Annotated in this window: 29 protein-coding genes; 8 read left to right on the plus strand and 21 right to left on the minus strand. The window is 38.7% G+C overall.

Features of this window, described 5'->3' with window-relative positions; all coding sequences use genetic code 11:
- Positions 1-103: 103 nt before the first annotated feature.
- From CSV70_RS08005 to CSV70_RS08015, 3 genes are all read right to left on the minus strand, one after another.
- Positions 104-451 (minus strand): rhodanese-like domain-containing protein, encoded by a 348-nt coding sequence (locus CSV70_RS08005; RefSeq protein WP_099628794.1) that lies wholly within the window; start codon positions 449-451, stop codon positions 104-106.
- 235 nt (positions 452-686) lie between these two features.
- A complete protein-coding gene (locus tag CSV70_RS08010) occupies positions 687-1,223 on the minus strand; it encodes an acyl-CoA thioesterase (RefSeq protein WP_085131779.1) in 537 nt (178 codons plus the stop codon).
- A gap of 145 nt (positions 1,224-1,368) precedes the next feature.
- Entirely contained in the window at positions 1,369-2,190 is an 822-nt protein-coding gene (locus CSV70_RS08015; protein ID WP_099628795.1) for a Cof-type HAD-IIB family hydrolase, read from the minus strand.
- Between the two features lie 175 nt (positions 2,191-2,365).
- Here CSV70_RS08015 and CSV70_RS08020 point away from each other — a divergent pair, with 175 nt between their 5' ends.
- Both CSV70_RS08020 and CSV70_RS08025 read left to right on the plus strand, forming a co-directional pair.
- Entirely contained in the window at positions 2,366-3,157 is a 792-nt protein-coding gene (locus tag CSV70_RS08020) for a class II aldolase/adducin family protein (protein WP_099628796.1), read from the plus strand.
- Between the two features lie 50 nt (positions 3,158-3,207).
- Positions 3,208-3,954 (plus strand): AAA family ATPase, encoded by a 747-nt coding sequence (locus CSV70_RS08025; RefSeq protein ID WP_085131782.1) that lies wholly within the window; start codon positions 3,208-3,210, stop codon positions 3,952-3,954.
- A gap of 49 nt (positions 3,955-4,003) precedes the next feature.
- Here CSV70_RS08025 and CSV70_RS16475 read toward each other — a convergent pair whose 3' ends face one another.
- Positions 4,004-4,153: a hypothetical protein gene (locus CSV70_RS16475; protein ID WP_157111232.1), complete on the minus strand. Its 150-nt coding sequence runs from the start codon at positions 4,151-4,153 to the stop codon at positions 4,004-4,006.
- A gap of 127 nt (positions 4,154-4,280) precedes the next feature.
- Here CSV70_RS16475 and CSV70_RS08035 point away from each other — a divergent pair, with 127 nt between their 5' ends.
- Positions 4,281-4,472, plus strand: coding sequence for a hypothetical protein (locus CSV70_RS08035; RefSeq protein ID WP_085131783.1), 192 nt, complete (start codon positions 4,281-4,283; stop codon positions 4,470-4,472).
- 29 nt (positions 4,473-4,501) lie between these two features.
- Positions 4,502-6,124 (plus strand): ABC1 kinase family protein, encoded by a 1,623-nt coding sequence (locus tag CSV70_RS08040; RefSeq protein ID WP_099628797.1) that lies wholly within the window; start codon positions 4,502-4,504, stop codon positions 6,122-6,124.
- 34 nt (positions 6,125-6,158) lie between these two features.
- Here CSV70_RS08040 and CSV70_RS08045 read toward each other — a convergent pair whose 3' ends face one another.
- The 6 genes from CSV70_RS08045 to CSV70_RS08070 all read right to left on the minus strand — a co-directional run bounded on the left by CSV70_RS08045 (position 6,159) and on the right by CSV70_RS08070 (position 10,646).
- On the minus strand, positions 6,159-6,671 hold the full coding sequence (locus CSV70_RS08045) for a YcxB family protein (protein ID WP_085131785.1): 513 nt from the start codon (positions 6,669-6,671) through the stop codon (positions 6,159-6,161).
- Positions 6,661-7,245: a histidine phosphatase family protein gene (locus CSV70_RS08050; RefSeq protein WP_099628798.1), complete on the minus strand. Its 585-nt coding sequence runs from the start codon at positions 7,243-7,245 to the stop codon at positions 6,661-6,663. The genes CSV70_RS08045 and CSV70_RS08050 overlap by 11 nt, the downstream gene beginning before the upstream one ends.
- Positions 7,246-7,256: 11 nt before the next feature.
- The gene (locus CSV70_RS08055; RefSeq protein ID WP_085131787.1) at positions 7,257-8,429 is read right to left on the minus strand and encodes an MFS transporter; all 1,173 of its coding nucleotides are present in this window, start codon (positions 8,427-8,429) and stop codon (positions 7,257-7,259) included.
- 96 nt (positions 8,430-8,525) lie between these two features.
- Entirely contained in the window at positions 8,526-9,191 is a 666-nt protein-coding gene (gene msrA, locus CSV70_RS08060) for a peptide-methionine (S)-S-oxide reductase MsrA (protein ID WP_085131788.1), read from the minus strand.
- 93 nt (positions 9,192-9,284) lie between these two features.
- On the minus strand, positions 9,285-9,839 hold the full coding sequence (locus CSV70_RS08065) for a GNAT family N-acetyltransferase (protein ID WP_099627148.1): 555 nt from the start codon (positions 9,837-9,839) through the stop codon (positions 9,285-9,287).
- Between the two features lie 168 nt (positions 9,840-10,007).
- Entirely contained in the window at positions 10,008-10,646 is a 639-nt protein-coding gene (locus tag CSV70_RS08070) for a pentapeptide repeat-containing protein (protein WP_099627149.1), read from the minus strand.
- A gap of 80 nt (positions 10,647-10,726) precedes the next feature.
- Between CSV70_RS08070 and CSV70_RS08075 the strand changes: the two genes are divergently transcribed.
- Positions 10,727-11,215, plus strand: coding sequence for a DinB family protein (locus CSV70_RS08075; protein WP_099628799.1), 489 nt, complete (start codon positions 10,727-10,729; stop codon positions 11,213-11,215).
- A gap of 45 nt (positions 11,216-11,260) precedes the next feature.
- Here CSV70_RS08075 and ytvA read toward each other — a convergent pair whose 3' ends face one another.
- The 6 genes from ytvA to CSV70_RS08105 form a co-directional block, all read right to left on the minus strand.
- On the minus strand, positions 11,261-11,998 hold the full coding sequence (gene ytvA, locus CSV70_RS08080) for a YtvA family blue-light photoreceptor (RefSeq protein ID WP_099628800.1): 738 nt from the start codon (positions 11,996-11,998) through the stop codon (positions 11,261-11,263).
- 185 nt (positions 11,999-12,183) lie between these two features.
- Positions 12,184-13,116: an ABC transporter ATP-binding protein gene (locus tag CSV70_RS08085; protein WP_099627150.1), complete on the minus strand. Its 933-nt coding sequence runs from the start codon at positions 13,114-13,116 to the stop codon at positions 12,184-12,186.
- Complete coding sequence (locus CSV70_RS08090) at positions 13,116-14,180, minus strand: ABC transporter ATP-binding protein (protein ID WP_085131793.1); 1,065 nt, start codon at positions 14,178-14,180, stop codon at positions 13,116-13,118. The genes CSV70_RS08085 and CSV70_RS08090 overlap by 1 nt, the downstream gene beginning before the upstream one ends.
- A gap of 15 nt (positions 14,181-14,195) precedes the next feature.
- Positions 14,196-15,221, minus strand: coding sequence for an oligopeptide ABC transporter permease (opp3C, locus tag CSV70_RS08095; RefSeq protein WP_099628801.1), 1,026 nt, complete (start codon positions 15,219-15,221; stop codon positions 14,196-14,198).
- Positions 15,221-16,153, minus strand: coding sequence for an oligopeptide ABC transporter permease (gene opp3b / locus CSV70_RS08100; protein WP_099628802.1), 933 nt, complete (start codon positions 16,151-16,153; stop codon positions 15,221-15,223). The genes opp3C and opp3b overlap by 1 nt, the downstream gene beginning before the upstream one ends.
- Positions 16,154-16,325: 172 nt before the next feature.
- Complete coding sequence (locus tag CSV70_RS08105; RefSeq protein WP_099628803.1) at positions 16,326-18,056, minus strand: peptide ABC transporter substrate-binding protein; 1,731 nt, start codon at positions 18,054-18,056, stop codon at positions 16,326-16,328.
- A 191-nt stretch (positions 18,057-18,247) separates the two neighbouring features.
- Between CSV70_RS08105 and CSV70_RS08110 the strand changes: the two genes are divergently transcribed.
- Positions 18,248-18,592, plus strand: coding sequence for a DUF3899 domain-containing protein (locus CSV70_RS08110; protein ID WP_099627154.1), 345 nt, complete (start codon positions 18,248-18,250; stop codon positions 18,590-18,592).
- A gap of 81 nt (positions 18,593-18,673) precedes the next feature.
- Here the strand turns inward: CSV70_RS08110 and CSV70_RS08115 are convergent, their stop codons facing one another.
- On the minus strand, positions 18,674-19,225 hold the full coding sequence (locus CSV70_RS08115) for a YusW family protein (protein ID WP_085131798.1): 552 nt from the start codon (positions 19,223-19,225) through the stop codon (positions 18,674-18,676).
- A gap of 113 nt (positions 19,226-19,338) precedes the next feature.
- On the opposite strand from CSV70_RS08115, the gene CSV70_RS08120 reads away from it, so the two are divergent.
- Positions 19,339-20,229 carry a catalase gene (locus CSV70_RS08120; RefSeq protein WP_085131799.1) on the plus strand — a complete coding sequence of 297 codons (891 nt, stop codon included), beginning with the start codon at positions 19,339-19,341 and terminating at the stop codon, positions 20,227-20,229.
- 243 nt (positions 20,230-20,472) lie between these two features.
- Here the strand turns inward: CSV70_RS08120 and CSV70_RS08125 are convergent, their stop codons facing one another.
- The 4 genes from CSV70_RS08125 to CSV70_RS08140 form a co-directional block, all read right to left on the minus strand.
- Positions 20,473-21,897, minus strand: a complete 1,425-nt coding sequence (locus CSV70_RS08125) for a glycosyltransferase family 2 protein (protein ID WP_085131800.1) — start codon at positions 21,895-21,897, stop codon at positions 20,473-20,475.
- 1 nt (position 21,898) lies between these two features.
- Complete coding sequence (locus tag CSV70_RS08130; RefSeq protein WP_099628804.1) at positions 21,899-22,939, minus strand: HEAT repeat domain-containing protein; 1,041 nt, start codon at positions 22,937-22,939, stop codon at positions 21,899-21,901.
- Complete coding sequence (locus CSV70_RS08135) at positions 22,932-23,777, minus strand: response regulator (protein ID WP_158232311.1); 846 nt, start codon at positions 23,775-23,777, stop codon at positions 22,932-22,934. Before CSV70_RS08135 ends, CSV70_RS08130 begins: the two co-directional genes overlap by 8 nt.
- Before the next feature lie 100 nt (positions 23,778-23,877).
- Positions 23,878-24,978 (minus strand): hypothetical protein, encoded by a 1,101-nt coding sequence (locus CSV70_RS08140; RefSeq protein ID WP_099628806.1) that lies wholly within the window; start codon positions 24,976-24,978, stop codon positions 23,878-23,880.
- 216 nt (positions 24,979-25,194) lie between these two features.
- Here CSV70_RS08140 and CSV70_RS08145 point away from each other — a divergent pair, with 216 nt between their 5' ends.
- Positions 25,195-26,079, plus strand: a complete 885-nt coding sequence (locus CSV70_RS08145) for an amidase (RefSeq protein WP_099628807.1) — start codon at positions 25,195-25,197, stop codon at positions 26,077-26,079.
- The last annotated feature ends 199 nt before the right edge of the window (positions 26,080-26,278 follow it).

Consider the following 26,278-nt stretch of genomic DNA (forward strand, 5'->3'; position numbering starts at 1 on the left):
TATCTCTTTTTCTATATGATGATTTTTTTACATTTTCTCTCATAAATAATACGTACATAAAGAAACAAAACATGTGTTATATTGCTACCCTGCCAACTTGTATTCATTCTAGTGACTTATTACTAACATATTCTTTCCACGCAGTAATCCCACCTTCCAATACAGTAACATCGTAATCCCTACTAGAAAGGATGTTTGCACATGTGGTCGCGGAATTTCCTGTCGTACAAGTAATAATGATTTCACTGTTTTTCGGCAACCGTGGAATCACTTTCTCTACTTTATCTTCTAACGAGAAGATCTCCGTTTTCGGTACGTTGATATCTTCCACATTCGTAGCTTTGATATGAAAATGATTATATTTATCCTCAGCACGTACGTCTACTAGGATAAGTGCTTCCTCACCTTTTATCTTCCTATATAATTGCTCAGCAGTTATCGTTTTAACCATAAATGAATCCATCTCCTTATTTTTCTATGATACTTCTCATTATAGCTTTAATTAACTGTTTTTTTATACGTCCAGACGTTTTATATTATTAAATATATTTTTAAACAATAAAAAGATAGGTATCCTCCAAGAAATTGATTAGAGAACGTCCTATCTATAAGTAGTATGGAGCACAATGTTACATATTATACATACTTATAAAAATTCTCAGTCAAACTAAGTTAACTAAGAATTTTTATGCGTTCACTTGTACTGGATCATGCCATGGATAATTATTCGTTAATACTGAGGCCAAGTCTTTACTTTGCTGTTTACGCATTAAGCGAATTTCTGCGCGTTGCGGTGCAGTTTCATGTAAATATATTTCCTCTTCTGTTTCAGGAATGACACGTGGAACAGTTAGTGGCTTTTTATTTTCGTCCAATGCAACAAATGTTAACAATGAGGTGGCTGCAATTTTACAATTACCAGTCGCCAAATCCTCCGCAATAACTTTTACGAAAATCTCCATAGAAGATTTTCCAGTCCAAGTCACGTATGACTCAAAGCAGACTGAATCGGAAGGACGGATTGGATACAGAAAGTCTACGGAATCCATAGATGCCGTAACACAATCTGCTCTGCTGTGTCGAGCTGCTGAAATCGATGCAATTTGATCGATATCGCTCATTAAACGTCCGCCAAACAATGTGTTATGGTTGTTGACATCATTTGGGAATACTCTGCTCGTTCGTACGACCCTTGATTCTCGACACTGCTTTTCTAGTTTCATTGTAAATATGGCCTCCTCCAAGATGTGAAACAAATCACTCCTTGAGTAATTTGAAAAATTGAATAATTGTTTTTTTGTATATCATCTAACGATACTCTTCGTTCACACAACTGTCAAGATTGAAATTTTAATTATATCTTTTGTATTACTGTTTCATACTGTCATGCAGTAATGGAATATCTTTTTCTTCTAACAACCCTAAACTGATCAAGCCTTTCATAATACCATCTTCTGAACAAGATGCAGTGACGAGATCTGCTACTTCTTTTAATTCGGGTATAGCATTCTCCATTGCTACCCCGATACCTACCATCTTGATCATTTGCATGTCATTCGCACCATCCCCAAATGCATAGCTGTTTTCAATAGGAATATTCATTTGTTCAAGCATTTTTTGAATACCAATTGCCTTAGAAGCCCCTTCAGGCAACATATCTACCGAGTTTTCATCCCATCTTATAAAGGTATAATCCTTGAATAACTCCATGTACTTTTTGGTTTCCTTAGGAGTAGAGTAAATTTGCACTTGATTCACGACAGAGTGAGAATATACATTAGGATCTACAGGAGGATACGGTATTTTTAAACGTGCGGTTCCCTCCTGAACAAGTGGGTGTTCTTCAACGTTCGTTACGAACGACTCAAACGTGGAGTATGTCAATCCATGTCCTTGTTTATGCGCAAACTCGGTAAGTTGTCGTATAACTTCTGGCTTCATAGGATTCGAGTAAATTACTTCTCCATCCAATACTACATGCTGTCCATTCATGGAAACATAGGAATCAAACGATAATTCTTCTAGCAACCAGTTGAACATAAGTGGAGCTCTGCCCGTACAAATAACAGTGTATATGCCCTTCTCCCGTAATGCCGTAAGAGATTGTTTCGTCGATTCCAAAATTGTTTTATCATGATTCATTAATGTTCCATCTAAATCAAAGAATACGATCTTTTTATCTAGATTCATTTTCTATTCCCCTTTCATATCTCATTGTCTACCATGTAGTTTATCAATTACTGGTCATATTCGCTGTAAAGTTGCTTGAAATTTCACTATATACTGCATTTGATATTTTTGTAAGGGCACGTTATTGTTGTTAGAGAGCGTATTTTTTTATTAAAAAAATTTGGAGGTTTATTTAATGAATATTACTGAAGAACGTGTAAGGGGAGAGAATATAACAGATTATTTACAATATCCAACATTTTCGACTCTTGAAGAAGAACGTCAATATAATAAACAAAGATTAGCAGGGGCATTCCGTCTGTTTGATCGTTTCGGTTTTACTGAAGGTGTAGCAGGTCACGCGACGTATCGTGATCCAGAGTTCAAAGATCATATGTGGGTTAATCCCTATGGCATACCGTTTGGCAAGATCAAAGCATCCGATCTTGTGATGGTAAATCCTGACGGAGAAGTAGTAAAGGGTAAATATTCTCTTCATAAATCTGCCCTCGTGATCCACTCTGCTATTCACGAAGCAAGACCGGACGTCACTGCTTCAGTTCACTTGCATCCTGTATACGGAAAGACATGGGCATCAACTGGTAGATTGATCGATCCATTAACACAAGATGCTTGCGCGTTTTACAATGATCACTCTGTATTGAATGAGTTTTCTGGTGTCGTGTATGAGGATGATGGGGGGGTAAAAGTTGCAAATGCATTAGCGGATAATAAAGCGATGTTTCTGAAGAATCACGGTCCGTTAACGGTTGGACAAACTGTTGATGCTGCTGCATTTTGGTTTATTACATTGGAACGTTCATGCCAGGTTCAATTACTCGCAGAAGCTGCCGGTGTAGTAAGTCCGATTCCTCCTGAGCATGCAGCAAGCACTGCAAAACAAGTTGGTAGAGATATTGATGGTTGGGAAAACTTCCAACCACTATGGGAAAAAATTGTGAGTGAAGAACCCGACCTATTGGATTGATTACTTTACGTTACTACTTTTTAAAATGAAATAGAGAAAAGGGGGATCATATGTATACAGACCCATTCATTCGTGGAATACGTTTGAAGCGTGATCGAGTTCCATCATTTGAAGACTATCCATTTCATTTGCCTAGTATCAACACGCTAACCGAGCTAGACTTTCATCCGAACGTGACATTTTTTGTCGGAGAGAATGGTATGGGAAAGTCTACGTTACTTGAGGCTATTGCAGTTGCCTTTGGTTTTAATGCGGAAGGTGGTTCACTTAACTTCAACTTTTCCACTTATGATTCCCACTCCAAATTGGATGAATATATTACACTCATCAAAGGCGTCATCAGACCAACTGATGGATTCTTTCTGCGTGCTGAAACTTTCTACAATTTAGCGACTACAATTGAAGAGTTAGATAGTGCACCAAGTCCTAGTCCTAGGATTATTGATGGCTACGGGGGCACTTCACTACATGAACAGTCCCATGGCGAATCATTTTGGGCTACTTTCATTCATCGCTTTAGAGGGAATGGCATTTACTTACTAGATGAACCGGAAGCAGCTTTATCACCAATGCGTCAACTGTCCATGTTGAGCAGGATTCACGATTTGGTAGGTGAAGGCTCACAGTTCATAATTGCAACACACTCCCCACTTCTACTATCTTATCCTGGTGCAAAAATTATCGAATTCACAGATGAAGGTGTGCAAGAAACGACGCTAGAAGAAACTAGCCATTACCAAATTATGAAGCAGTTTTTTGATGATAAAGATCGTATATTACATTATTTGCTGAAATAAATTAACTGGATGAAAAAGCGATTATTTCCGAGGAAATAATCGCTTTTTGTCATTCCTTATTTTCTTTTTTAACTTGCTCCCTTGCTTCCTTCTTTATTTCTTCTACTTGTTCTTCTGCTTTTTTTGCTGCATCGTTAGCTAATTTTGCTGAACTCTTATCGTGATCATCTTTGGGTGTATCTGCATAACTCTTTGTCATTTTCCACACTCCTGTCTGATTATGTAACTTTATTATTCCCCGTATTCATGAAATAAAAACTCACATTTTTAATTACCTGTTTTTTCATGATACAATGAGGGTAGTATTTAGGAAAGGTGGACTACTTTTGTCTAAGAAATTGGCTATCTATTTGTCCATGCTTGTAATCGGCTTCGCATTTTTATTTTCAGCGGTTTTTCTCGATTTACCCGAAAAATTGAAATGGTTATTTTTAGCGATCGCAATCATATTGAATGTTACGTGTGCTGTAGCCGCTATGAGAATTGGCCTGAAAGAGATGAAACCCATTAAAAAGTAAATATCTTTTTGCAGAAAGAAGTGCTACCTATGAAGCGTTCTGCTAGTTATCGTATTATACGCATTGTCTGGATGGCGGTCACTTTTTTTATTCAAGTCCTATTATTCCAGAAACGTCACCGAGGTAATTTCACACCGACTGTCACCGAAAAATGGAATACACTAGTTACGAATCAAGCAAAAGTCTATAAAAAGACGGCTCTTGAATTAGGTGGATTACTCGTCAAACTAGGGCAATTCCTCTCTACACGTGCAGATATCATGCCCGCATCATTCATTGAAGAATTAGAAGGTCTGACTGATCAAGTAACACCAGTTCCTTCTGAAATGGCATTACAATTACTAGATGATGAATGGGGAAAACCGCATAGCGAGTATCTTAGGGATATTACGTCGAAGCCTGTCGCATCTGCATCTATCGGCGAAGTATACAAAGCAGTATTACATAATGGAGCAGAAGTCGCTATAAAAATTCAGCGTCCCAACATTGAACGAATTTTGCGTGCAGATTTTAAAGCAGTACGAATTGTCATTTGGCTCGCGAAAAAATGGTCTTCATTAAGCAAACAGATTGATTTAAATGTACTGTATAGAGAAATGACAGATGTAATCGGAGCGGAATTAAACTTTTTGGAAGAAATGAGAAACGGACGAGGTTTTGCTGAACGCTTTCCTAATATGACAGGGGTAAAATTTCCCGTCTACTATGATGAATATACGACTCGCAAAGTGCTTGTAATGGAATGGATTGAAGGTTCTAAAATAACCGATCTGGCATTTCTCGAACAACATCATATTGATCGCAAAGATTTATCTACCCGACTCTTTCGTTTATTTTTAGAACAAGTTCTTGAAGGGGGTCAGTTCCACGCGGATCCTCATGGCGGCAATATTCTTATACGGCCAGACGGTACGCTCGTATTGATCGATTTTGGTATGGTAGTACATATTACAAAAGAAGATGCGGACGCAATGTTTATTGTTACAGAAGGTATAATTTTGAAACAATACGATCGGGTCATCGACGGACTCGAAACTATGAACTTTTTACTGCCAAATGCGGATCGTAAAGTATTGGCTGACGCAATCGAGAAAGTTGTTAAAGCGTACGAGTCAAATGATTTATATGATATGAATAGTATGGTTGTAGAGAATCTTCTACAAGATCTGCAAGTCATCGTTCGAACTCAACCTGTTCAAATGCCTGCTGAATTTGCATTTTTAGGTCGTGCAGTCTCAGTATTTGTAGGCGTGCTTTATATACTAGATCCCGAAATAGATTTACTTGCTATTACACGCCCCCGTTTAGTTGAATGGGCTAAGAAGAAGAGTAAAGATAAAAACCCATTCACGAATAGAAAAGAATTTCAACGCACAGTATTAAACGGTGTTGGACAGGTTCGTAGCTTTGCTCCAAAAATCTCTTCCTATTTGGAGCAACCTGCATTGATCCATACTTATCTCAAACAACGAGATATAGATCATCGTAAATTTCAAGTGAAGATGCAAAACCGTCTATTTGCCGGATTCATCGCGGTTGGATCTTTCGCTACATTTACTTATAGCTTGATAGATCTCAATGTCGAACTATTGATTGGGTCTAGTGTAATACTACTCATTTCATTTTGGAAATATCATCGCTTGGGAAAATAAAAAAATCAGGGGCTCGGTAGCCTCTGATTTTTATTTACGTAATCATCCGCTGTTGGATGTAACTTTTCAGCCCATCGACCGAGTATACATCTCGCTTTGGAATAATATATGCACTCACCGTACTCGTATAAATATAGAAATAAGCCGAGTCTTCTATTAGCTGTTTCACGCCAGCCCATTGTACCTTTGTTTCACCCATGGCTGTCTGATCTGCAATTCCTGTCTTATTCATCTTCATAGAATGTGTCCCAACAAGTCCTTCATTCTTACCACTTCTAAGCATCTTGCTCACTTGCCGTGTAATATGAAAGTAGAAATACTTCGGATAAAAGATCACCCATAGAATAGCAGTTACTCCAAACGTAGCAAACAACGGGCCTTTCGTCATATCAGTAAAGATCGATAAAAAATATGCAAACAATAAAAATATTAACGGTGATATATACCGCTGCCATCGTAATGAATTTTTACCGACTTTAGAAGTTTTCACATGATACAAATTAAAAGCAACCACATCTTGTTCCGTTAAATCATAATCAATTTCCATTTATTCCTCCCGTAAGGTGTGCTGTGTCATTTAACAGCAAGCAACTTTTCTCTTCTATATTTATTATAGTCAATGAAGCATTATCGATCTTGACTGTATATTTTTCATCTTCCATCAAGGCCACAATGATCCGTTTGATAAAACTACCATGACTCACCACAATCAGACGTTGATCGGGAATCTTTCGGACCTGTTCATTCACAAATTCAAGACCTCGCGCTATAACATTTTCTGCCGTTTCAAACTGTAAATCCAGTTCCCTCCACTGGGGTCCCCACTTCTGCTGTCGTTCCGATTCCGTCGTTCCCTCAATTAAACCGCCACTACGCTCACGAAGTCGATTATCTTCCACGACTTCAATCCCCGACTGCCTAGCCAGTAAATCTGCTGTCTGTCTAGCACGTGTCATAGGGCTAGTGTAAATAACGTCCCATTCCTCACTTGCCAAGCGCAGTGCCAGCTTTTTGGCAGTCTCTACCCCTTCTTCGTCCAACGGAATATTTGAACTTCCTTGTGCACGACCTTCTTTATTCCAAGCCGTCACACCATGCCGAACAAAACCAATAATGGTCAATTCAATTCCCCCTAGATATTAGGTCTGAAAGATGGCGTCCTCTTAATCCATATATAATTCAACACTACGCCAAGTAATAATACAAATGCACCAAAGTAGAATGGATAGTCTACGTCTACATCAAATAAAGCCCCACCGATGATTGGACCAAATACATTTCCAATACTCGTAAACATCGAGTTCATACCGCCGACAAACCCCTGCTCATTTCCCGCGATTTTTGACAAGTATGAAGTTGCTGCAGGTCGTATCAAATCAAACCCTACAAAGATAATCATCGTAACAGCCAGTACGGAAACATAACTTTGGACGAACGTCGTCAGAAAAACTAAAATGGACGAAAAGACTAAACAGAAAAAGATTAGACGTTTCTCCCCTATCGTTCTCGCCAGTTTGTCGAATAACACGACTTGTGCAACCGCTCCGACTAGCCCGCCTCCTGTAATGATGATGGCAATGTCTTTAGGTGTGAATCCAAACTTATGATCAACGAACAAGCTGAAAATGGATTCAAATGAAGCTAGGCCAAAAGATAAAATCAATATAATAATAAAGACAATAAAATAATGACGAGCAAAAATCCTCTTTAACCCCGGTTTAGTTGCATCCTCCGCTACGGCTTCTCGATAACGTTCCGGTTCACGCAATGCAATAAACGAAAAGATCGCCGCAAACAAAGCGAGTCCTCCAGCGAAGAAGAAAGGAACTCGAGTACCATATGTCGCTAAAAATCCGCCAACCCCTGGACCTAATATAAATCCCGTAGATATGGCAGCAGACATAAAACCTAATGCCTTAGAGCGTGTTTCCATTGTTGTAATATCAGCAATAAAGGCAGTAACAGCTGGCATAATGAAAGCAGCACTAATCCCACCTAAAATCCGAGATGCGAATAGTACCGGCAATGTCTGTCCAATCCCAAATAAGAATTCGGAAGAACTAAAAATGATTAAACCCACGACAATCATCTTTTTTCGGCCAAATGTATCTACCCATCTTCCTGAAAAAGGTGAAACAAGCAGTTGAGCCATCGCAAAAGTCGCGACCATATAGCCAACCACTGTACCCGATATATGTAATTCATTCATTAATCTTGGCATAACAGGTATAACTAATCCAATTCCCAAAAATGCAATTAGTAAATTGGTCAGTAGCAGACCTAACGTGATGGTTTCCTTTTTCATCTACTCTCTCCTACGTTCAGTCTAAGTTGATATTAGAATATCATAGCAACCACAGAATAAAGTTACAAGAAGAAAAGATTCAGAGTTTCAGTGATTTCACCACTTTAATTTCAAGAACTGCTGAATGAGTTGTTGTCGTACATTTTCATGTAATGGCCAGCTTTCCATTTCATTCACAATTTGATCACGCGTGCCAAAACCTTTAACGAATCCATTCATTCTGGCTGCAAACGTCGAATCAATCAACGACTCTGCAGAAGGATATAATGAATGTAACTGCTCCAATATATTCGGATAACGCTTCAAGTAATATTTCTGATGGCGGTTTTCAGCTAATGTAAAATGGCCTAATGGGGTGATTTCTGTTTCAATTGATTCTCCAAGCTCTATCTCCATTTCTCTCTTGACTAAACTGATTATCTGTTTTTGTTGCAGGTTATGATAGCGCAATGATGAAACGTATTGTTGCCCTTTGTATTGATCACGGTTTGGATAATGATTACGCCAAAAATGTAGAAGTATTTCTTCGTAAGATATACTCGTCGGATCATAATCTATTTCCAACGTTTCAGTATGATCTTCCATCGTCTTGTATGTTGGCGCTGGCGTAGTTCCGCCTGTGTACCCTACTCGTGTTCTGATGACACCTGGCAAGCTGCCAAAGCGCGCTTCTGGTCCCCAAAAACAACCCATTCCAAATGTTGCGGTTTCAAGGTCTCTGTTCTTCGTTAGCTCTTTATCAATTTCAATAGTAGTTAACATGACTAGCCATCCCCTTTATGTTAAGTGTACTCTATACAAAATAACATAATAAAAAACAGAGTCCATTTCGAGAAGGACTCTGCATGAAACGTCTCAAGATTTTTTATGTTTTCCCCACTCATCTTCTAACATACCGTAAACGATTAAATCATGATAGTGGTCATATAGAAACTCGCCGTCACGAATGACTCCTTCTTTCTTAAATCCTAATCTCTCAGGAATTGCCTGACTTCTTTTATTCTCCGTAGCACATCGGATTTCTACACGGTGTAGATCATATTCTTCAAATGCATAGTCTAGTAGCGCAGACACGACCGCAGTCATAATACCTTTTCCTTGATAATCTTGCGCCAGCCAATAGCCAATACTCGTTTGCCTATTTGTATAGTTAACTGAATGGAATCCTGCAAAACCCGCCAAGACTCCTTTATACATTATACCTGCTTGGAATCCATCTTCTTCGGCGAATTGTTGTAACCACGCATTTATGATCGGACCATACTGATCCACATCCATCATGGAATCAACCCACGGCAACCACTCACGTAAGTACTCTCTTGATCCATCTACCAGTGCGAATAATACGTCTGCATCTTTCTGTCCTATCAGTTTCAATGAAATATCCTCTGTTACTTGATGTACAAACATAGCATAGCCCCTTTAAAAGCAATTATTTTATTCGGTGAACATTCACTATACCCCTACTTTAAGGCTGTTGGAAAAGAAAATCAATGAGTGAGTGTAGCATAATTTAGGAGAGAGTAAATGTATGAGATCTTATTCTCATGAGTATTTTTAAAACTTAATTATGTCGCTCTATTCATCACGGATATCTAATCCCAACATGGTAGCGAATTGAATCGCCTGCATAGAGGATACAATACAACCATCCAATTCTTTCATAGATACTGTCATGCTCTCGAATTCTGAAGTTTTGATCTCTACTCCTTTAAGAGGTGTTTCGTCAAAGCTTACCGCATCCAGATTACACTTCAGAAAGTATGTGTTTTTAAGTTTACAATCGAAGAAATCTGCATCTTTTACTTGGCAGTTATCGAACTGTACTCTCTCCCACCTTGTATGGACAAACGCAGAAAGATTGCAAATACACTCCTCAAATAACACATCCGTAAATCGGGCATTTGTAAAGTTGACACCAAGCATTTTGCAATTATGAAAACTCACTCGGTGAATACTTATACCCGTCAAGTCTGCATTGGAAAAATCACAGTTTTCAAATCGAACATCTGTAGCGAATAGTTCCGCTAGAATAGCTCCTTGAAAACTAGAATTCTTAATGAGCATACTTGTTAATTGTGCCCGTTCTATTGTTTGCCCATCTATTCGTGAATCGATAACACTTGCATTTTGGAGGGATGAATCCTCTTCGTGTAGTAAGTCTTGTAACTGTACCGGTGTTAAATGCCCCGGTATTTTAGGCTGATGTAGTTTCATAATTTGAACTCCTATTCTCAAGCTTCTATAAAAGATTTATCGTCTTACGAGTGGTACTATGAATAAAAGGGGTGACCACTATGGAAATTAATGATCAAGCACGTAAAGAACTATTAGCGCAAGTAGAAGACTTGTCAGATGAAGTGATTAATCGAAAACCAGCTGAAAACAGATGGTCTATTAAACAAATTGTGCAACATCTGTACTTAATGGAAGGTAGCGTTGCTAAAACCATTCAGACTAAGCTTTCTAACGACGATCAGAACATTACCACAGTGAAGCCGATTCAACTTACTGTGGATCGTTCTAAAAAAGTAGATGCGCCTGATTTTGTGACACCAACTTCAGATTTTTCTACTCTCCATGACTTGAAAAGTAAACTTTCTGCTACCCATTCTGTTTTACATGATATAGCTGAAAACGCAACGGAAGACCAATTAGCAGTAAAATCGTATCTCCATCCTGTTTTTGGCGAAATGAGTCTTACGCAGTGGATTCCATTTGTCGGCTATCATGAACTACGTCATATTGAACAGATTAAAGAAGTAAAAGAACAACTCGGTATCTGATAAAGACCTCTACCATAACTTTGCGTTATGGTAGAGGTCTTTTCTCTATCGCTGAATATAGTAAATTGCTTGCTGAATACTTGAAAAGGTTTTTAATATTTGCTGAGGATCTTTAGCTGACGCTAATTTTTGTGCAAGATCTGGAGAGATGCCTGTAATATAAAGCTGACATCCCATAAGCTTCAATACTTGCTGAATTTCCAGCAACCGATCAATCGAAGTTCCTTGTTGCCAATATAAACCCGTTATATCAATCATTACATGATCCACTTCATTTGAGTGAACGTAGGCGCTCAGTTTCGTAATCAAAAGATTAAAGCGTTCTTCCGTCATTTGACCGATTAAGGAAACAGCCGCCAGGTTATCATAAATTCTCATGATAGGTAACATGAGCTGTTCTATTTCATGATCTTTCGTATGCAGCTCTTCTATTTGTTTGTATTGTACAGAAACATCTGTCTGCGTACCAATACAATATGGCACTCCATCAATAATAATTGGACGAAGACTGAGCCGATTCCAAAATAACGTACCGTCTTTTTTATAGTTTTTAATTACGATTGTCAAAGGTACTCTTTCAGAAACAGCTCTTCTGATCTTCGAAACTGTAGTTGGGTCTGTATCTTTACCTTGAAGAAATCTACAATTACGCCCCAATGTTTCTTCTTGAGTATACCCTGTCATCGTTTCGAATGTTTTGTTAGCAAAAATTATCGGATTATCCTCTTGCGAAGCATCTGTTACTAAAGCTGCAACTCTACTCCCATTAATGATCTCATCCATTAATTTTCTTTGAACTGCCTCCGTTAAATTCTTTATTTTAAACACACCCTATCAATTCAAATGGTATCTATTCTTTCCATAGTAGCACAATATTTGATGAAACATACAAACTATCAGGACAACTAGTGGATTTAATTACGATAAAGAAATCCCTCTGATTTCTACACAATCAGAGGGATATTGTCTTATACACGTATAGCTTGCATCTCGGCGAGTTCTTTCTCTGAACATAATACAAAATGTTCAGGTGCCACTTCACGAAATTCCACTTTTTCGTCAGGTCCATATTGATGGTCCTTCGGATTATACGGATGGCGCACACGAGAACGTTCATAAATTGGGTCAGGTAGTGGAATCGCTGACAGTAAAGACTTAGTATAAGCGTGCATTGGATTTCGATATAACTCATCCGCTGGAGCCATCTCCACCAGTTTACCGAAATACATCACGCCAATACGATCGGAAATGTATTTAACCATCGATAGATCGTGAGCAATGAATAAATACGTCAACCCTTTTTCTACCTGTAGCTCTTTTAACAAATTGACGACTTGCGCTTGGATGGAAACGTCTAGAGCAGAGATCGGCTCATCCGCAATGATGAATTCCGGATCTACAGCTAATGCACGTGCAATTCCGATACGCTGACGCTGACCACCTGAGAACTCATGCGGATAACGCTCAGCATGTTCACGATTTAAACCAACAGTCTCAAGCAAATCAATTACCCGTTGCTTCCGATCCGTTTTACCTTTTACTAGACCATGAATATCTAATCCTTCTGCAATAATATCCAAAACTTTCATACGTGGATTCAAAGAAGCATAAGGATCTTGGAATATCATTTGCATCTTTCTATTCAATGCATGATTTTCCTTTTTGCTTTTGGGTGCGTGTACATCTACACCATTATAGAGGACTTGACCCGCTGTCGCGTCATATAATCGGATCATAGTACGCCCTGTTGTGGATTTACCGCAACCTGACTCGCCTACTAAACCAAAGGTTTCTCCACGTTTAATAGTGAAACTAATATCATCAATCGCACGGACTTCAGTAGATTTCCCTGCATTAAAATATTGTTTAAGGTTACGTACTTCAATTAAATTGTCTGACATCACACAGTACCTCCCGTCTGATCAACATAGTACCGGCTACCTTTAAATGTTTTCATACGCTCAATAATTAGGGCAGGCGGTTCAACTTCTGGTGCCTGCGAGTGCAATAACCATGTCGCTGCGTAATGTGTATCGCTCACTTTGAAGAAAGGAGGCTGACGCTCCATATCAATCTTCATCGCATATTCACTTCGCAAAGCGAACGCATCTCCTTTTGGAGGATTTAATAAATCAGGAGGTGTGCCGGGAATCGCATATAGCTTTTGATCTTCTAAATCCATAGAAGGCATTGAACTTAGTAAGCCCCATGTATAAGGATGTTGTGGATTATAGAAGATTTCGTCTACTGTACCGATCTCGACGATTCGACCACCATACATAACAGCTACTCGATCGGCAACGTTTGCTACTACACCCAGGTCATGCGTAATAAATATGATAGAAGTATCGGTCTTCTTCTGAATGTCTTTCATCAGCTCAAGAATTTGCGCTTGAATCGTGACATCCAGTGCTGTTGTCGGCTCATCTGCAATCAATACTTTCGGATTACACGCAAGCGCAATTGCAATGACGATTCGTTGACGCTGCCCACCAGAAAATTGGTGAGGGTACATCTTATAACGATTTTCTGCATTCGGTATACCGACCAGATTCAATAATTCAATCGTCTGTTTACGCGCTGCTGATTTGTTCAACTTCTGATGTTTTAAGATCGGCTCCATGATTTGTCTTCCAATCGTCATAGTTGGATTTAATGAAGTCATTGGATCCTGGAAAATCATCGATATATCTTTCCCTCGAATCTTTTGCATATCTTTTTCAGGAATTTTTGTTAGATCTCTTCCTTCAAATAGAATTTCCCCACTCTTATATTCAGCACTTGATTCAGGAAGAAGCCGCATGATTGATTTCGTCGTAACAGATTTACCCGATCCCGACTCACCTACGATAGCAAGCGTTTCTCCTTTGTGCAAATCAAAATTTACGCCACGGATCGCTTTCACTTCACCCGCAAATGTGTGGAAGGAAAGCTCGAGGTCTTTTACTTCTAATATTTTTGTCAACTTGCTCTCCTCCTCTTAATCTTTCATTTTAGGATCTAGTGCATCGCGCAGTCCGTCACCTATCAAGTTAAATGCAATCATAAGAACACTGATGACAATGGCTGGGAACAATAGCACGTATGGCTGATTCTCCATCACTTTGTATCCGTCATTGATTAATGTACCTAATGAAGCAGCTGGTGGTTGGAGTCCGATTCCGATAAAGCTTAAGAACGCTTCAAAGAAAATCGCATTTGGAATCGTGAACATCGTGTTGATGATAATAATCCCCAGCATGTTCGGCAGTAAGTGCTTAGTAATGATTTTTCCATCCTTGGCACCTAGCGTACGCGAAGCCAATACGAATTCCTGTGATTTATATTTCAAAGTCTGTGCACGTACAATACGCGACATGCCTATCCAACCAGTTATGGTGATCGCGACAATGATGGCGGTTATTCCCGGGTCCATAATCATAATCATCAAAATAACGACAATTAATGTAGGAATACCGATCAAGATCTCAACAACGCGTTGCATGATGTCATCCGTACGTCCACCGAAGTATCCAGAAATCCCTCCGTATGCGACACCTATAACCATATCAATGGCTGCGGCTACAAATGCGATGAATAGCGATACACGAGTACCTTCCCAAAGTCTTGTAAACAAGTCTCGACCGAGTCCGTCTGTACCGAACCAATAATATTCATCAACTTTTTTCATTTCATATAGATTGACAGTCTTCCCTGCTAGCTTACCATCCCCATCAAAAAGTCCTGTTGCTTCAATGCCAGGTATTTTAGGCGGTAAATTTGCATGGCGTAAGTTTTGTGTATCACCCGCATGTCCATTTAAATGTGGACCGATGAGTGCCATGAGTATAACCAATAAAAGAACGACCATACTGACAATAGCGGCCTTATTTTTACGGAGACCTAGCCATGCATCTTGCCAGAAACTCAAACTCGGTTTCTCTATACGTTCTGAATGATGCGCATCGATTGTCACTCGTTCAAAATCTTCTGGTGTTAATTTTTCTTGTCCATTTTCATTGTGCATTATCCCTTACCTCCAGACACGCGGATACGTGGGTCGATAACACCGTATAAAATATCCACAATAAAAATAACGAAAATAAGAAAGGCTGAGAATAATAATGTCGTACCCATGATTGTAGCATGATCATTTGTCATGATAGACGATACGAATTGCTCACCAATTCCTGGAATAGCAAAAATTTGTTCTACAACAAGTGAACCCGTTACTAAACCAGCTGCCAATGGTCCGAGAACCGTGATTAAAGGTATTAATGCATTTCGGAATGCGTGTTTGAAAGCAATTTCAAAACCATTGGCACCTTTCGCCTTAGCCAAAATAATATAATCTGAATTCAGTACTTCTATCATCTCAGTCCGTATAAAGCGCGCGGATAGGGCAAGCGGCCCCATAGCGAGTGCAAGCGATGGCAGGACACTAGATTTCCAACCGTCATTCCACAAACCGACTGGTAGTAGATGCCACTCTGAAGCAATCCAATATTGTAGCAATGATGCAAATACAAAGGACGGAATAGAAATACCGAGTATTGCAAAAAAGGTGCTTCCATAATCCCAGAATGTATTATGCTTCAATGCGGCAAGCATGCCTAGCAGGATTCCAACAATGGTCCCGAAGACCATCGCTTGCGCTCCCAAGATTAAAGAAGGTTTCAATCTCGTAGCCAATAAATCGTTGACGCTCTTCCCTTTAAATACAAACGACGTACCTAAATCGCCTTTTGCCAAGTTTTTCATATAGATTGCATACTGCACAGGCTTAGGCTTATCGATTCCATACTTCTTTTCAACAATTGCTTTTTGTGTGTCATTCAACTTGTTGTAAGAAGCGATCGGTGAACCTGGCAATGTTTGCATAAGGAAAAAAGAGGCTGTTGCGATTAAAAACAGTGTTATGAACATATACACGATGCGTTTTCCAATATACTTAACCATGGTACGTTACACCTCCAAAAGAGTTTCTTACTTACTTATGCAAGTAACCACTTGACATTTTTCGACAATAAATTAAATATTGAAACTATTTGCTGTTACTAAAAAGAGAGTATATGGATATTTACCCCCATATACTCTCCCCTATTAAACTTAAATCCTTACTTCGTTACAATCATTTACCTGAAATATATGCCCACTTGTAGCTATAGTCTGCTCCAAATGGATGATTCACTAAGCCTTTGAAGTAAGGTTTATGCAAGTAGATCAAACCACGTTGGTAAATCGGTGCAATTGCAGCGTCTTCATCAAGTAGAATCTTCTCAGCTTTTGCGAATGCTTCATAACGCTCTTTTGGCTTAAGAGCCAAGTCACCTTTAGAATCTTCAATCAATTTATCGTACTCAGGATTAGAGTAAGACATCAAGTTGTTTGTACCATCTGTTACGAATAGATCCATGAATGAAATCGGATCTTGGAAGTCTGGTCCCCAACCTGATACTTGAATATCATAGTCCTGGTTACCATCCAAGTCCAAACGTACAGAGAATGGTACTTCTTTTAAAGAAATTGAAAGGCCTTCTAGGTTACCTTCTAGTTGAGACTTGAAGTACTCGTCCATTTTCTTAGAAAGCTCAGTGTCTCCACCTAGAATTTCAAGATCAAGAGATTCAACGCCTAGTTCTTCAAGACCTTTTTTCCAGTGATCTTGTGCTTCTTCCACGTTGTACTCCAAGTGGTTACCACTTAACTCACGGAAGTCTTTTTCATCTTCATCAAATGCAAAATCTGTTGGTACTAAGTAGTTTGCAGCTAATGAACCGTTGGCAAGTACTACATCTACCATGTCTTCCTTTTCGAAAGCTTTAGCAATAGCTTTTCGGATATTCTCATTAGCGAGTGGTGTTTCTTTACCATCACGCTCTTGGTTAAACTTGAAATAGAATACAGATGTTTCTGGTTGAATAACGGCTTCTTCATCATCACGGTATTGCATAGCTAGGTCACCGGAAACTCCCGCACGATCCAACTTACCATCTTGATAAAGTTTAATTGCTGTTGCAGAATCTTTAACAACGTTTACATGAATTTCATTAAGCTTCACATTTTCTGCATCCCAGTAGTGTTCGTTCTTAACATAAGTCCAGCTATCTCCAGTTCCATCCCATTTAGTTAAAACGAATGGTCCATTTGAAAGAAGGTTATCAGAGTTTGTTGCAAATGCATCCGCTTTAGAAGCTACGAACTCTTCTTTAAGTGGATAGAAAGTTCCAAATGACATGAGTGACAAGAAATATGGTACTGGACGCTCCAGTGTTACTTCAAACGTCTTTTCATCTACAGCTTTAACTCCAAGCTCAGATACTTCCATTTTTTCTTCAGAGATTGCTGTCGCATTTTTCACTACGCCAGACATCATCATGGGTCCATAAGGTGAACCAGTTGCTGGATCAATTGCACGCTGCCAAGCATAGACGAAATCATTTGCTGTAACAGGTGTTTCATCAGCCCACATTGCATCGCGAAGTTTGAATGTATACGTCAATCCATCTTCACTGACTTTTGCTTCTTCTGCAGCCATTGCAGGTTCTGCAATATTATCTTGGTTTAAACGATATAAACCTTCATTGATATTGTTTAATACATTGAAGCCTACTTGATCTTCTACAATTGATGAGTCAACTGATGGAATAGCCGCAGATTCAGCTAAGTATAATACTTGCTCAGCATCTGGCTCTCCATCTTCGTCTTTGGCATGCTTTTTCTCTTCGGTTGCCGCATCTTTGTCCTTGTCGTCCCCGTCTGTTGCTGGCTTTTCTTCGTCTTTCGAACCACCACATGCAGCTAAGAACATACTTAAGACTAATGTTAAAGCCATTAATATAAGCCACTTATTTCTTTTCAAATTGTTGACCTCCCCTTTGATGTTTTTGTAGTGCTAGCTTTTTCATTATACAAGAAGAATTTCTAGATGTAAACGCTAACAACGCTATTGTCATAATTTTGAACTATCATAGAAGATTCTACACATTTTAATTTATGTCATGTATGATAGATAGTAGTTACTAATTCTATAAATGAAAAGAAGGATTCCATATGAAACGTAATATTATTGTATTTCTACTATCTCAATTAGTGATTGTTATTTCTGCCTTTTCGGTATATGGTGAAATCTCACTACTCGGCTATATCAATGCTTCCTTTTTCATCAGTGGATTTCTACTATTTATCGGTTCGGTGGTATTTATTATTCGTACAGGCTCTTTTGATTTTTTCATGAAGAGTACACGAAAGGTCTTTGCTTTGAAAGGCCAGAGGGAAGTGCTAGATTCAATGCGTGCTCCATCCGAGGCGATGTCAGCGAGTCCGGCGTGGTTTTTCGCCGCTGGTATACCCACTTTCATTTTAATGATTGTTGCGCTTGGAGTGTACTATTTATAAATGTTGATCCTGACAGAACTTCTTAAGTTATCTTCAACCCCAAAACAGCCCTTCCTTGAAAAGGAAGGGCTGTTCTTGCTCTTATTTACGTTCTTCTACATCTAACTTACTTCCATCATTAAATTTAATTTCTACTTCAATTTTCTCGTAATTTGCATCCAAGCCAAAGATTTTCAACACTTGATCAATCGCTTCCTGCTTTGTGCTGTCTTTCGTCAAATCGAGTTGTTTAACCTTCGGGTATAAATCATCAAATGCTTCTTGGTTTTTCAAGTATACACCATTTACTTCATCTTCCACTTTCGCTTCAATTGGTTCATTTTCGTCTTGTTCAATATCCGCTTCGTATTCTTTATCACCACTGTACAAAACTTCAATCTGGATTTCTTTAAATGAAAGTTTATCCATATCTGCTTTCATATTATCCGTTGCAGAATCTGTTTGTTGCACAGCGTCTGTATTACCTCCATCAGTAGAGTTTTTGTTAGTATCTTCAGTTGTAGGCTCAGCAGGTTGTTCCACAGGCGGTGTTGTGCCTGAGTTTTCTTTCACATTGTCATCCGTTGTATCAGTCCCGCATGCTGCAAGGCTGAGTGCCATGACAGATATTCCAGTTAGTAACAAACGATTCATATACTATTCCTCCTAAAAGTTGTCTTGCCACTATTAATACCCCCAATTCTATTTTTTTAATCGCTTAATTTTAATTAATGAAGGGTATGTTATATGTAAAGGAGTGATTTCAAATGAAAAATCAAGGTCCCGTAACTGCTAAAGAAGCTATTGATTCTATTGAATCAGCGGTGCATACAGAAAGTCATTTACGACGTGCACATGCAATTGGTGTCGCATTTGACGCGACTTTCCAACCAACCGGGGCTGCCGTACCTTGGACAACAGCTGCCCATTTACAGCAAAGGGAAGTTTCAGCTGTTGTACGTTTTTCTCATAGCTCTACAAGCCGAAATCCAAGCGAACGATTGAATCCAATTAAAGGAATGGCAGTGCGTTTTCAATTATTTGATGGTACATTCACAAATTTGACTATGGCCAATATACCGATTTTTATTAGTAAAACTCCAGATGCCTTTATTCGTTTGGTGCAGGCATTCGATTCTCGTAGTACATGGGCACAACGAATAGATGCATTGATACATGATGCAGAGTACAAAGCATTTGGTTCCATTTTAAAAGAACTACAGCCTTTTCGTAATTTCGAGTCCCTCCATTACTATTCAATCCATGCGTATTATTTGAGAAATAAGGACATGCAAAAACAGGCTGTCCGATTTGAATGGCAACCTGTTCCCCAAAATGATGATGGTAATGTCAACAGCTCAATGGAAAATGAACTTATTCATAAAGTTAGACTAGACCAGTCTGTACGTTTTCGCTTACTTATACAATTCGCCGAACATGGAGATGCAATTGATGACCCAACTATCGCCTGGCCCGATGATCGAAAGAAAATTGAAGCAGGAACCCTAACACTGAACTCTCTTCGTGTAGATAACGCTGAGTCCTTCATCTTTGATCCAACGGTTACTATAGAAGGAATAGAATGCAGTGATGACCCCATACTACATTTCCGATCCACGGCGTACGCTGAATCTGCCAAGCGACGCGGCGTTAGATAAACCTAGTAGACTTTCTATGTCAAAGTCATAAAAAAATCACAATATATTCTCCGACACTACCATTTAGTCATCCTTTTCGAACCCAGTATGAATACATACATTCACGGATAATGGTGGTCAATCGTTAACGTCTCTACAGGTAGTAACGAAGCCTTTACTGTAGGATTGAATATATTGTGACGTACCCCTTTATATTTACTACGTAAATGCCTGATATAACAGTCACGATACGTCAGGCATTTTTCATTCACGATCTTCTGACAATCCTCTACGTTGAATGCTTCCCCACTCACGTTTTCCGCGCAAAGCACTAATAATCCCCTCTGTGCGCCAAATTAAGGTTAGTGGCCTGTACCAAAATACTTCGGTTAGTGACAACATCACTAGACGAACTAAATCCTTCACTGCGGGATATGTATTACGACTCCATGCCTCCAATAAAATGGATGCCATCGAAAACAATGATCCATATAAAATAAATAATAAACCAAGAATTCCAGCGAAGACTATATACGCTTCCCCCATAAATAGAGACAAGACCATATAAGCATAGCCAGCCAATTCTATTACGGGTCCGAGCAATTCAATGAACAAGAAATAAGGAATTGATAGCAGCCCTACCGAACCATACTTAGGATTAAATGCCATTTTCTTATGTAACCAGAGGCTTTCGGCCAGTCCTTGATGCCAACGTCGACGCTGAGTACGTAGATCTTTGAAGTTATCAGGAGCTTCTGTCCAACAAACCGGATCTGGTGTAAAAACAATTTCTTTATCTTCTTTACAATCCGATATTTCTTCATGTAGCTTAACTACTAGTTCCATGTCCTCTCCAACTGTATTCTTCGTATATCCGCCTACTTGCATTACCCATTTTTTTGAAAAGACACTGAATGCTCCGGATATGATTAGCACCATATTGTATTTGCTAAGCGCCATTCGTCCCATAAGAAACGCACGCATATACTCTATAATTTGCATTATTACGATAGCCGAGCCTGGCAAACCTTCTCTGACCACTTGCCCCATTTGGATTTCATAACCATTCGCAATCCGTACAGTGCCGCCTGTCGCAATAACTTCTTTATTGGATTCCATGATAGGCTTCATTACACGCAGCAGTGATGTACTATCCAATATGGAATCTCCATCGATTGAACAGAAATATGGATATTTTGACACATTAATTCCTACATTTAAGGCATCCGCTTTCCCACCATTCACTTTCGTAATCAACAGTAAATTGGGGTGCATATCGGATTGATAGATAGCTTCGATAGGTTGCGTTTCAAGTTGTTGATTCACTACTTTTCGAATTGGCTTCATATTGAAATGCTCAATTATAATATCTTCCGTATTATCTACAGATCCATCATTGATCACCAATATCTCAAATTGAGGATACTGCAATGCCAACAACGAATAAATATTCCCAAGCACACCTTCTTGCTCATTGTAAGCAGGAACAATTATCGTTACGGGCTGCGTATATATAAAATCTACAGCTCCTTCATCCGATAAATTTTTCTGCAACTTTCGTTCTTTTCCTAACTGAATAAATGCGATAAGTAGCATGGATGTATATGAAAAAATAACAGCTAGCATATAGACGAGCAGTATATAGCCAATAAACCCAAAAAACGACGACGTTATTAGAGGTGCGTTCATCTTAGTACTCCTTTCCGAACATCTCTTCCGCTACATCGACCGCAAACTCGTCAGATGACATGGTTATTACAGAGTAAAGTGCTTGATGACCATTTTTTAAAGATTTAATCGATTTTGCGGCTTGTGCACGAACTTGATAAGTAGGATCTTTGATCAAGTGTTTAAGTATAGGCAATGCTTCATCTGTCGGTGCAAAACGGAAAATCTTAGCTGTCATCAGGCGTTCTTCCCAGATAGTTGAATGGGAGAATGGCTCATATAACTCAAGCGAGTCCGCTACTTCTAGTTCAGCAATACTTTTTAATGCCCTAATTCGCATTTCTTGATCCGAACTATCCAAACACTTATGCAATAAAGGAAGCCAATCAAGATAATGATGAACACCTATAATTTCGATCATCGTCAGCTGAAGCAATTCAGGCAAAACATCGAAGTCTTCAGCTAGTAAATTAATCTGTTCTTCATCTAGCCCCATCAACAATTTTTTATAATCAAATTCACCTAGCGGAACTTTCGGCGCGATGAAGTGTGCTACGAAATCAGTACGAGAAAACTTTCCTATAATCTCATACATTAATATTAATTCAGTTTTCGAATGTTTTTTCTTCTTTTCCAACAGCGCGGAAACCGGATCCAGCATAAATCGCAAGTGAAATAAGCTAATTTTATTGAGTGTATTAATACGCAATTCCCTACTCCGACTAGCAAGTTTTCCCTTATAGTAATCACTCATATATACAGCGGCAAAAGCATTTACCTTTTCTTTAATTTCATCTGAAGAGATGTGGTAGTTAACGCGAAAAAACAATTCATCAATCGCTTCGAGTTCTAGATTCCCATGGGGTTTAAGCCCTTCAAGTGACATATCTTCTTCTAGTAAATATTCATACCAGTCGACTTGACGATCTTCAATATACTTTATAACCTTCTCTTTTTTTTTCACTTCTTGCATTCTATAAAACACAAGTAAAAAGAACAAAGCGAATAGTATAATCAACAACACTACGATGACTAATAACAATGATATTAATATCTTATCCATAATAAATCCGTCTCAATACTTTCTTAATTTGTGATTCAAATAACTTTGGATTAAATGGTTTCGTTATATATTCATCAACACCGTTTTGATAGGCGTAAATCATTTCCGCTTCACTTTTTCTCTTGGTCATCATAAAGACATGATATTTCTGCGTATTCGGCAATTCGCGTAATGTATATAATACTTCTAATCCATTCTTTCTCGGAAGAATGTCATTCATAATAACTAAATGTGTGTGGGAAGACTGGTACCATTTGGATTCAATGAAATATTGTCCATCATGGAATACTTGGATATCCAGATCCAGTTGTTTTATGGAAATACGCTCCACTAGTTTTTGTATAATCATCGTGATAACGGGGTCATTGTCAATAATACTCACTCGCACACATTGTCGCTCTAATGTTCTAAAGGTGCGATCTTTTACATAAGGCGTACCACCTGGTAATTGTAATGCACGGTTTACTGAATCATTTCCCACTTGTAGTACATCTTCAAGCGTTGCATCTCCATTACGAATTTCAATTACCGAAACGCCTACTCGGTAAGAGCGAGTCGATTCAGTACGGCGCAATCTCTCAATAAAGACATCTGCTTCATCTTCGCCGGTATTCACCATTAAAATGATATCCGGTTCACCGGTCGGGAAACTGAACAATAAATCTGAAGTACGCATCTGCTCTAGAAGAATTTGCTTAATTTCTGGACTTTCAGGACTTTTGACAAAGACTATGGTGAACACTTGACGGAAACGTTTCGTATTCGCCATCTGCCAATGAAAGAGTTGATGAAAGAGAGAAGCATCCAGCATATTCAGTTCATTTTTATTTATTTTCATACTCATTACACCCTTCTTCAGCTGACTTATTAGTAGTCTTTTTTCAAATAGACTATGCGCAATCAGCGAATCTCCCATCCCTATGTTAGTAAACTCACTCTTATTTTCCAGTAGAGGAATCGCTACTCTTTTCACTGTTCTTTCTGTGATAGGTTTCATCTAAGATCTCTTCCATCATCGGAAAATATGTAAGCCAATAGAAGGCAGATACATCTTTAGCAAAGTATTTATATACAGTATGTATCCCTTGCCATTTAACAATGGGGTTCTTATCAAAATCTGCGTAGTCTCCCGCAAAATAATAGGTATTCGCCTGTTCTTGATGCAACACCGCGGGGAATATTTCCGGAATATCCGCCTCTTGCAATACACTACGACCTTTTTCCGTCAAATCAAATTCATATGTCGCCAAAATATTGGTTTTTTCATTTGGCTCTACTACATCGAACCAATACATATAATCCGATGAATACACTTTCGGAAACTTTTCCTCTCCGTCTTTTGTTAATTTGAAATGGGCAGCACTTTTATTTTCTTGTCCATCTAAGACAATCACTTTTCCAGATGTATGGACAAACGCAAGACCAGAACCGGCAAACAACCATTCACTATTCTTCTGCTCTTTATACCCTTCGACAAGCCACTTCGGTACTTCTGCATTCGACATGTCATTGAAATACCGTCCGATCCACCCTGTCCAAGTAATTCCCAGTTCCTTTTGCATGATCGTACTCATTTCTTCACTAGTTGGCGATGCAAAACTATTGAATTCAGCGATTAATGTCGTATCCTCACCTTTGCTAGCCATTAGTTCGTTCCACTCCATCAATTCCATACCGCCATATAGTAGTTCGGATCGAGAACCATCAGGTTTGGCTTTAAGATCATCGCTGAATACGCCATATGTATCCGCAACATAGATCATATCAAGTGGTCGTTCATGAAATGGCTCCAGCGCGACCTGGTCGTATGGATCGAATCCATAATAATCAAGACTCCTATCATAAGCTTCCCTGTCAGGCCGAACAATTTTCTTACCTTCTAATACATGAAATAAACCGTTATGCTCACGATAATCTTTCTTCGCGACCGATTTATCGATCACAGCGATATCCATTACTTTCTCTTCTTTTAAGGCCCAATAGATTCGTGGAGACAACACGAGTAAAATCAACAGTATGGCTATGGCTATTTTTTTCACTAATATGTCTCTCCTTTACTTATATCGATTACTAGCCAATTTTTCACATTTCATTATTATTATACAGTCTAGTATTCTCTCAAACAATCTGAATGTACATAATTGCAGTATAAATATACTAGAATATAGCAGATATCTTAGTGTATAATTTATTAGTAGTACTAAAACATCATGAAATACTGTTCTATCTTACGTTACTAGAGAAAGGTGACTACTATGTCTAAAAAAGCACGAGTAATTTGGATGGTGGCAAGTCTATTGATTCTATCTAACTTCATTTGGTTAAAACCAATGTTAACGATGCGCATTGACCAACCAAAAGCTACTTGGTTGTGGCATACATCGCAAATACTTAGTCAATCTGATGCACTCATCGAATTTTCAAAGAAAAAAAATGTATCAACGCTGTATTTGCAAGTCAACGCAGATATTCCGACTGATGCTTATCAACGCTTTATTCGCAAAGCTAGCGAGCAAAATATAGAAGTACACGCCCTTGATGGCGCACCGTATTGGGCAACTGACCAAGAATCCGTTCAAAGTTTCTTTCAATGGGTAGAAATGTATCAATCCGTTTCAGAGAATAATGAACAGTTTGCCGGTATTCATTTGGATATCGAACCGTATATTTTACCTACATGGGATTCTAATTTACAAGAGACTATCAAGAGCTATCAGCAAAATATCCAATTCGCGGCTAGTAAATCTACTCGCCTTGGATTACATTTTGGAATTGATATACCGTTTTGGTTCGATTCCATCTACTATTCGAATAGTATGGGTGAAGGTGTACTTTCAGAATGGCTGATCGACCAATCCGACAGTATAAATGTCATGGCCTATCGTAACAAAGCAAGTGGTAGTAATGGAATGATCAGTTTAGCACAAAGCGAAATGGATTATGCGAGCGCTAGAGGCAAGCAAGCACGTGTAGCAATAGAAACTAGTAAATCTTCTGAAGGTGATTATCTATCTTTCTTCGGTAAAAATAATGCATATATGGAAAAACAGTTAAAAGAAGTAGAACAATCATTCAGTCATGCTGAGGCGTTCCGTGGAATTGCTATTCACTCATTAGAAAGCTGGATGATACGTAAATAATAGATTAGGTATGGGAAAAACAACCTCCTTGAAAAAGATTTTCAAGAAACTTTCTTACCTTTGGGCTAAGCCCTAATTTATGAACTGGTTTGAATTGAGTTGCAGTAATTACGCTACTAGTAGATGACTTCAGTATTGTGCTGAAGTCATCTTTTTTTATACTCCATCGTTTACAGTAACGGTACTAACGATTGATCCT

Source organism: Sporosarcina sp. P25 (assembly GCF_002743235.1).
Classification (GTDB): Bacteria; Bacillota; Bacilli; order Bacillales_A; family Planococcaceae; genus Sporosarcina; species Sporosarcina ureae_B.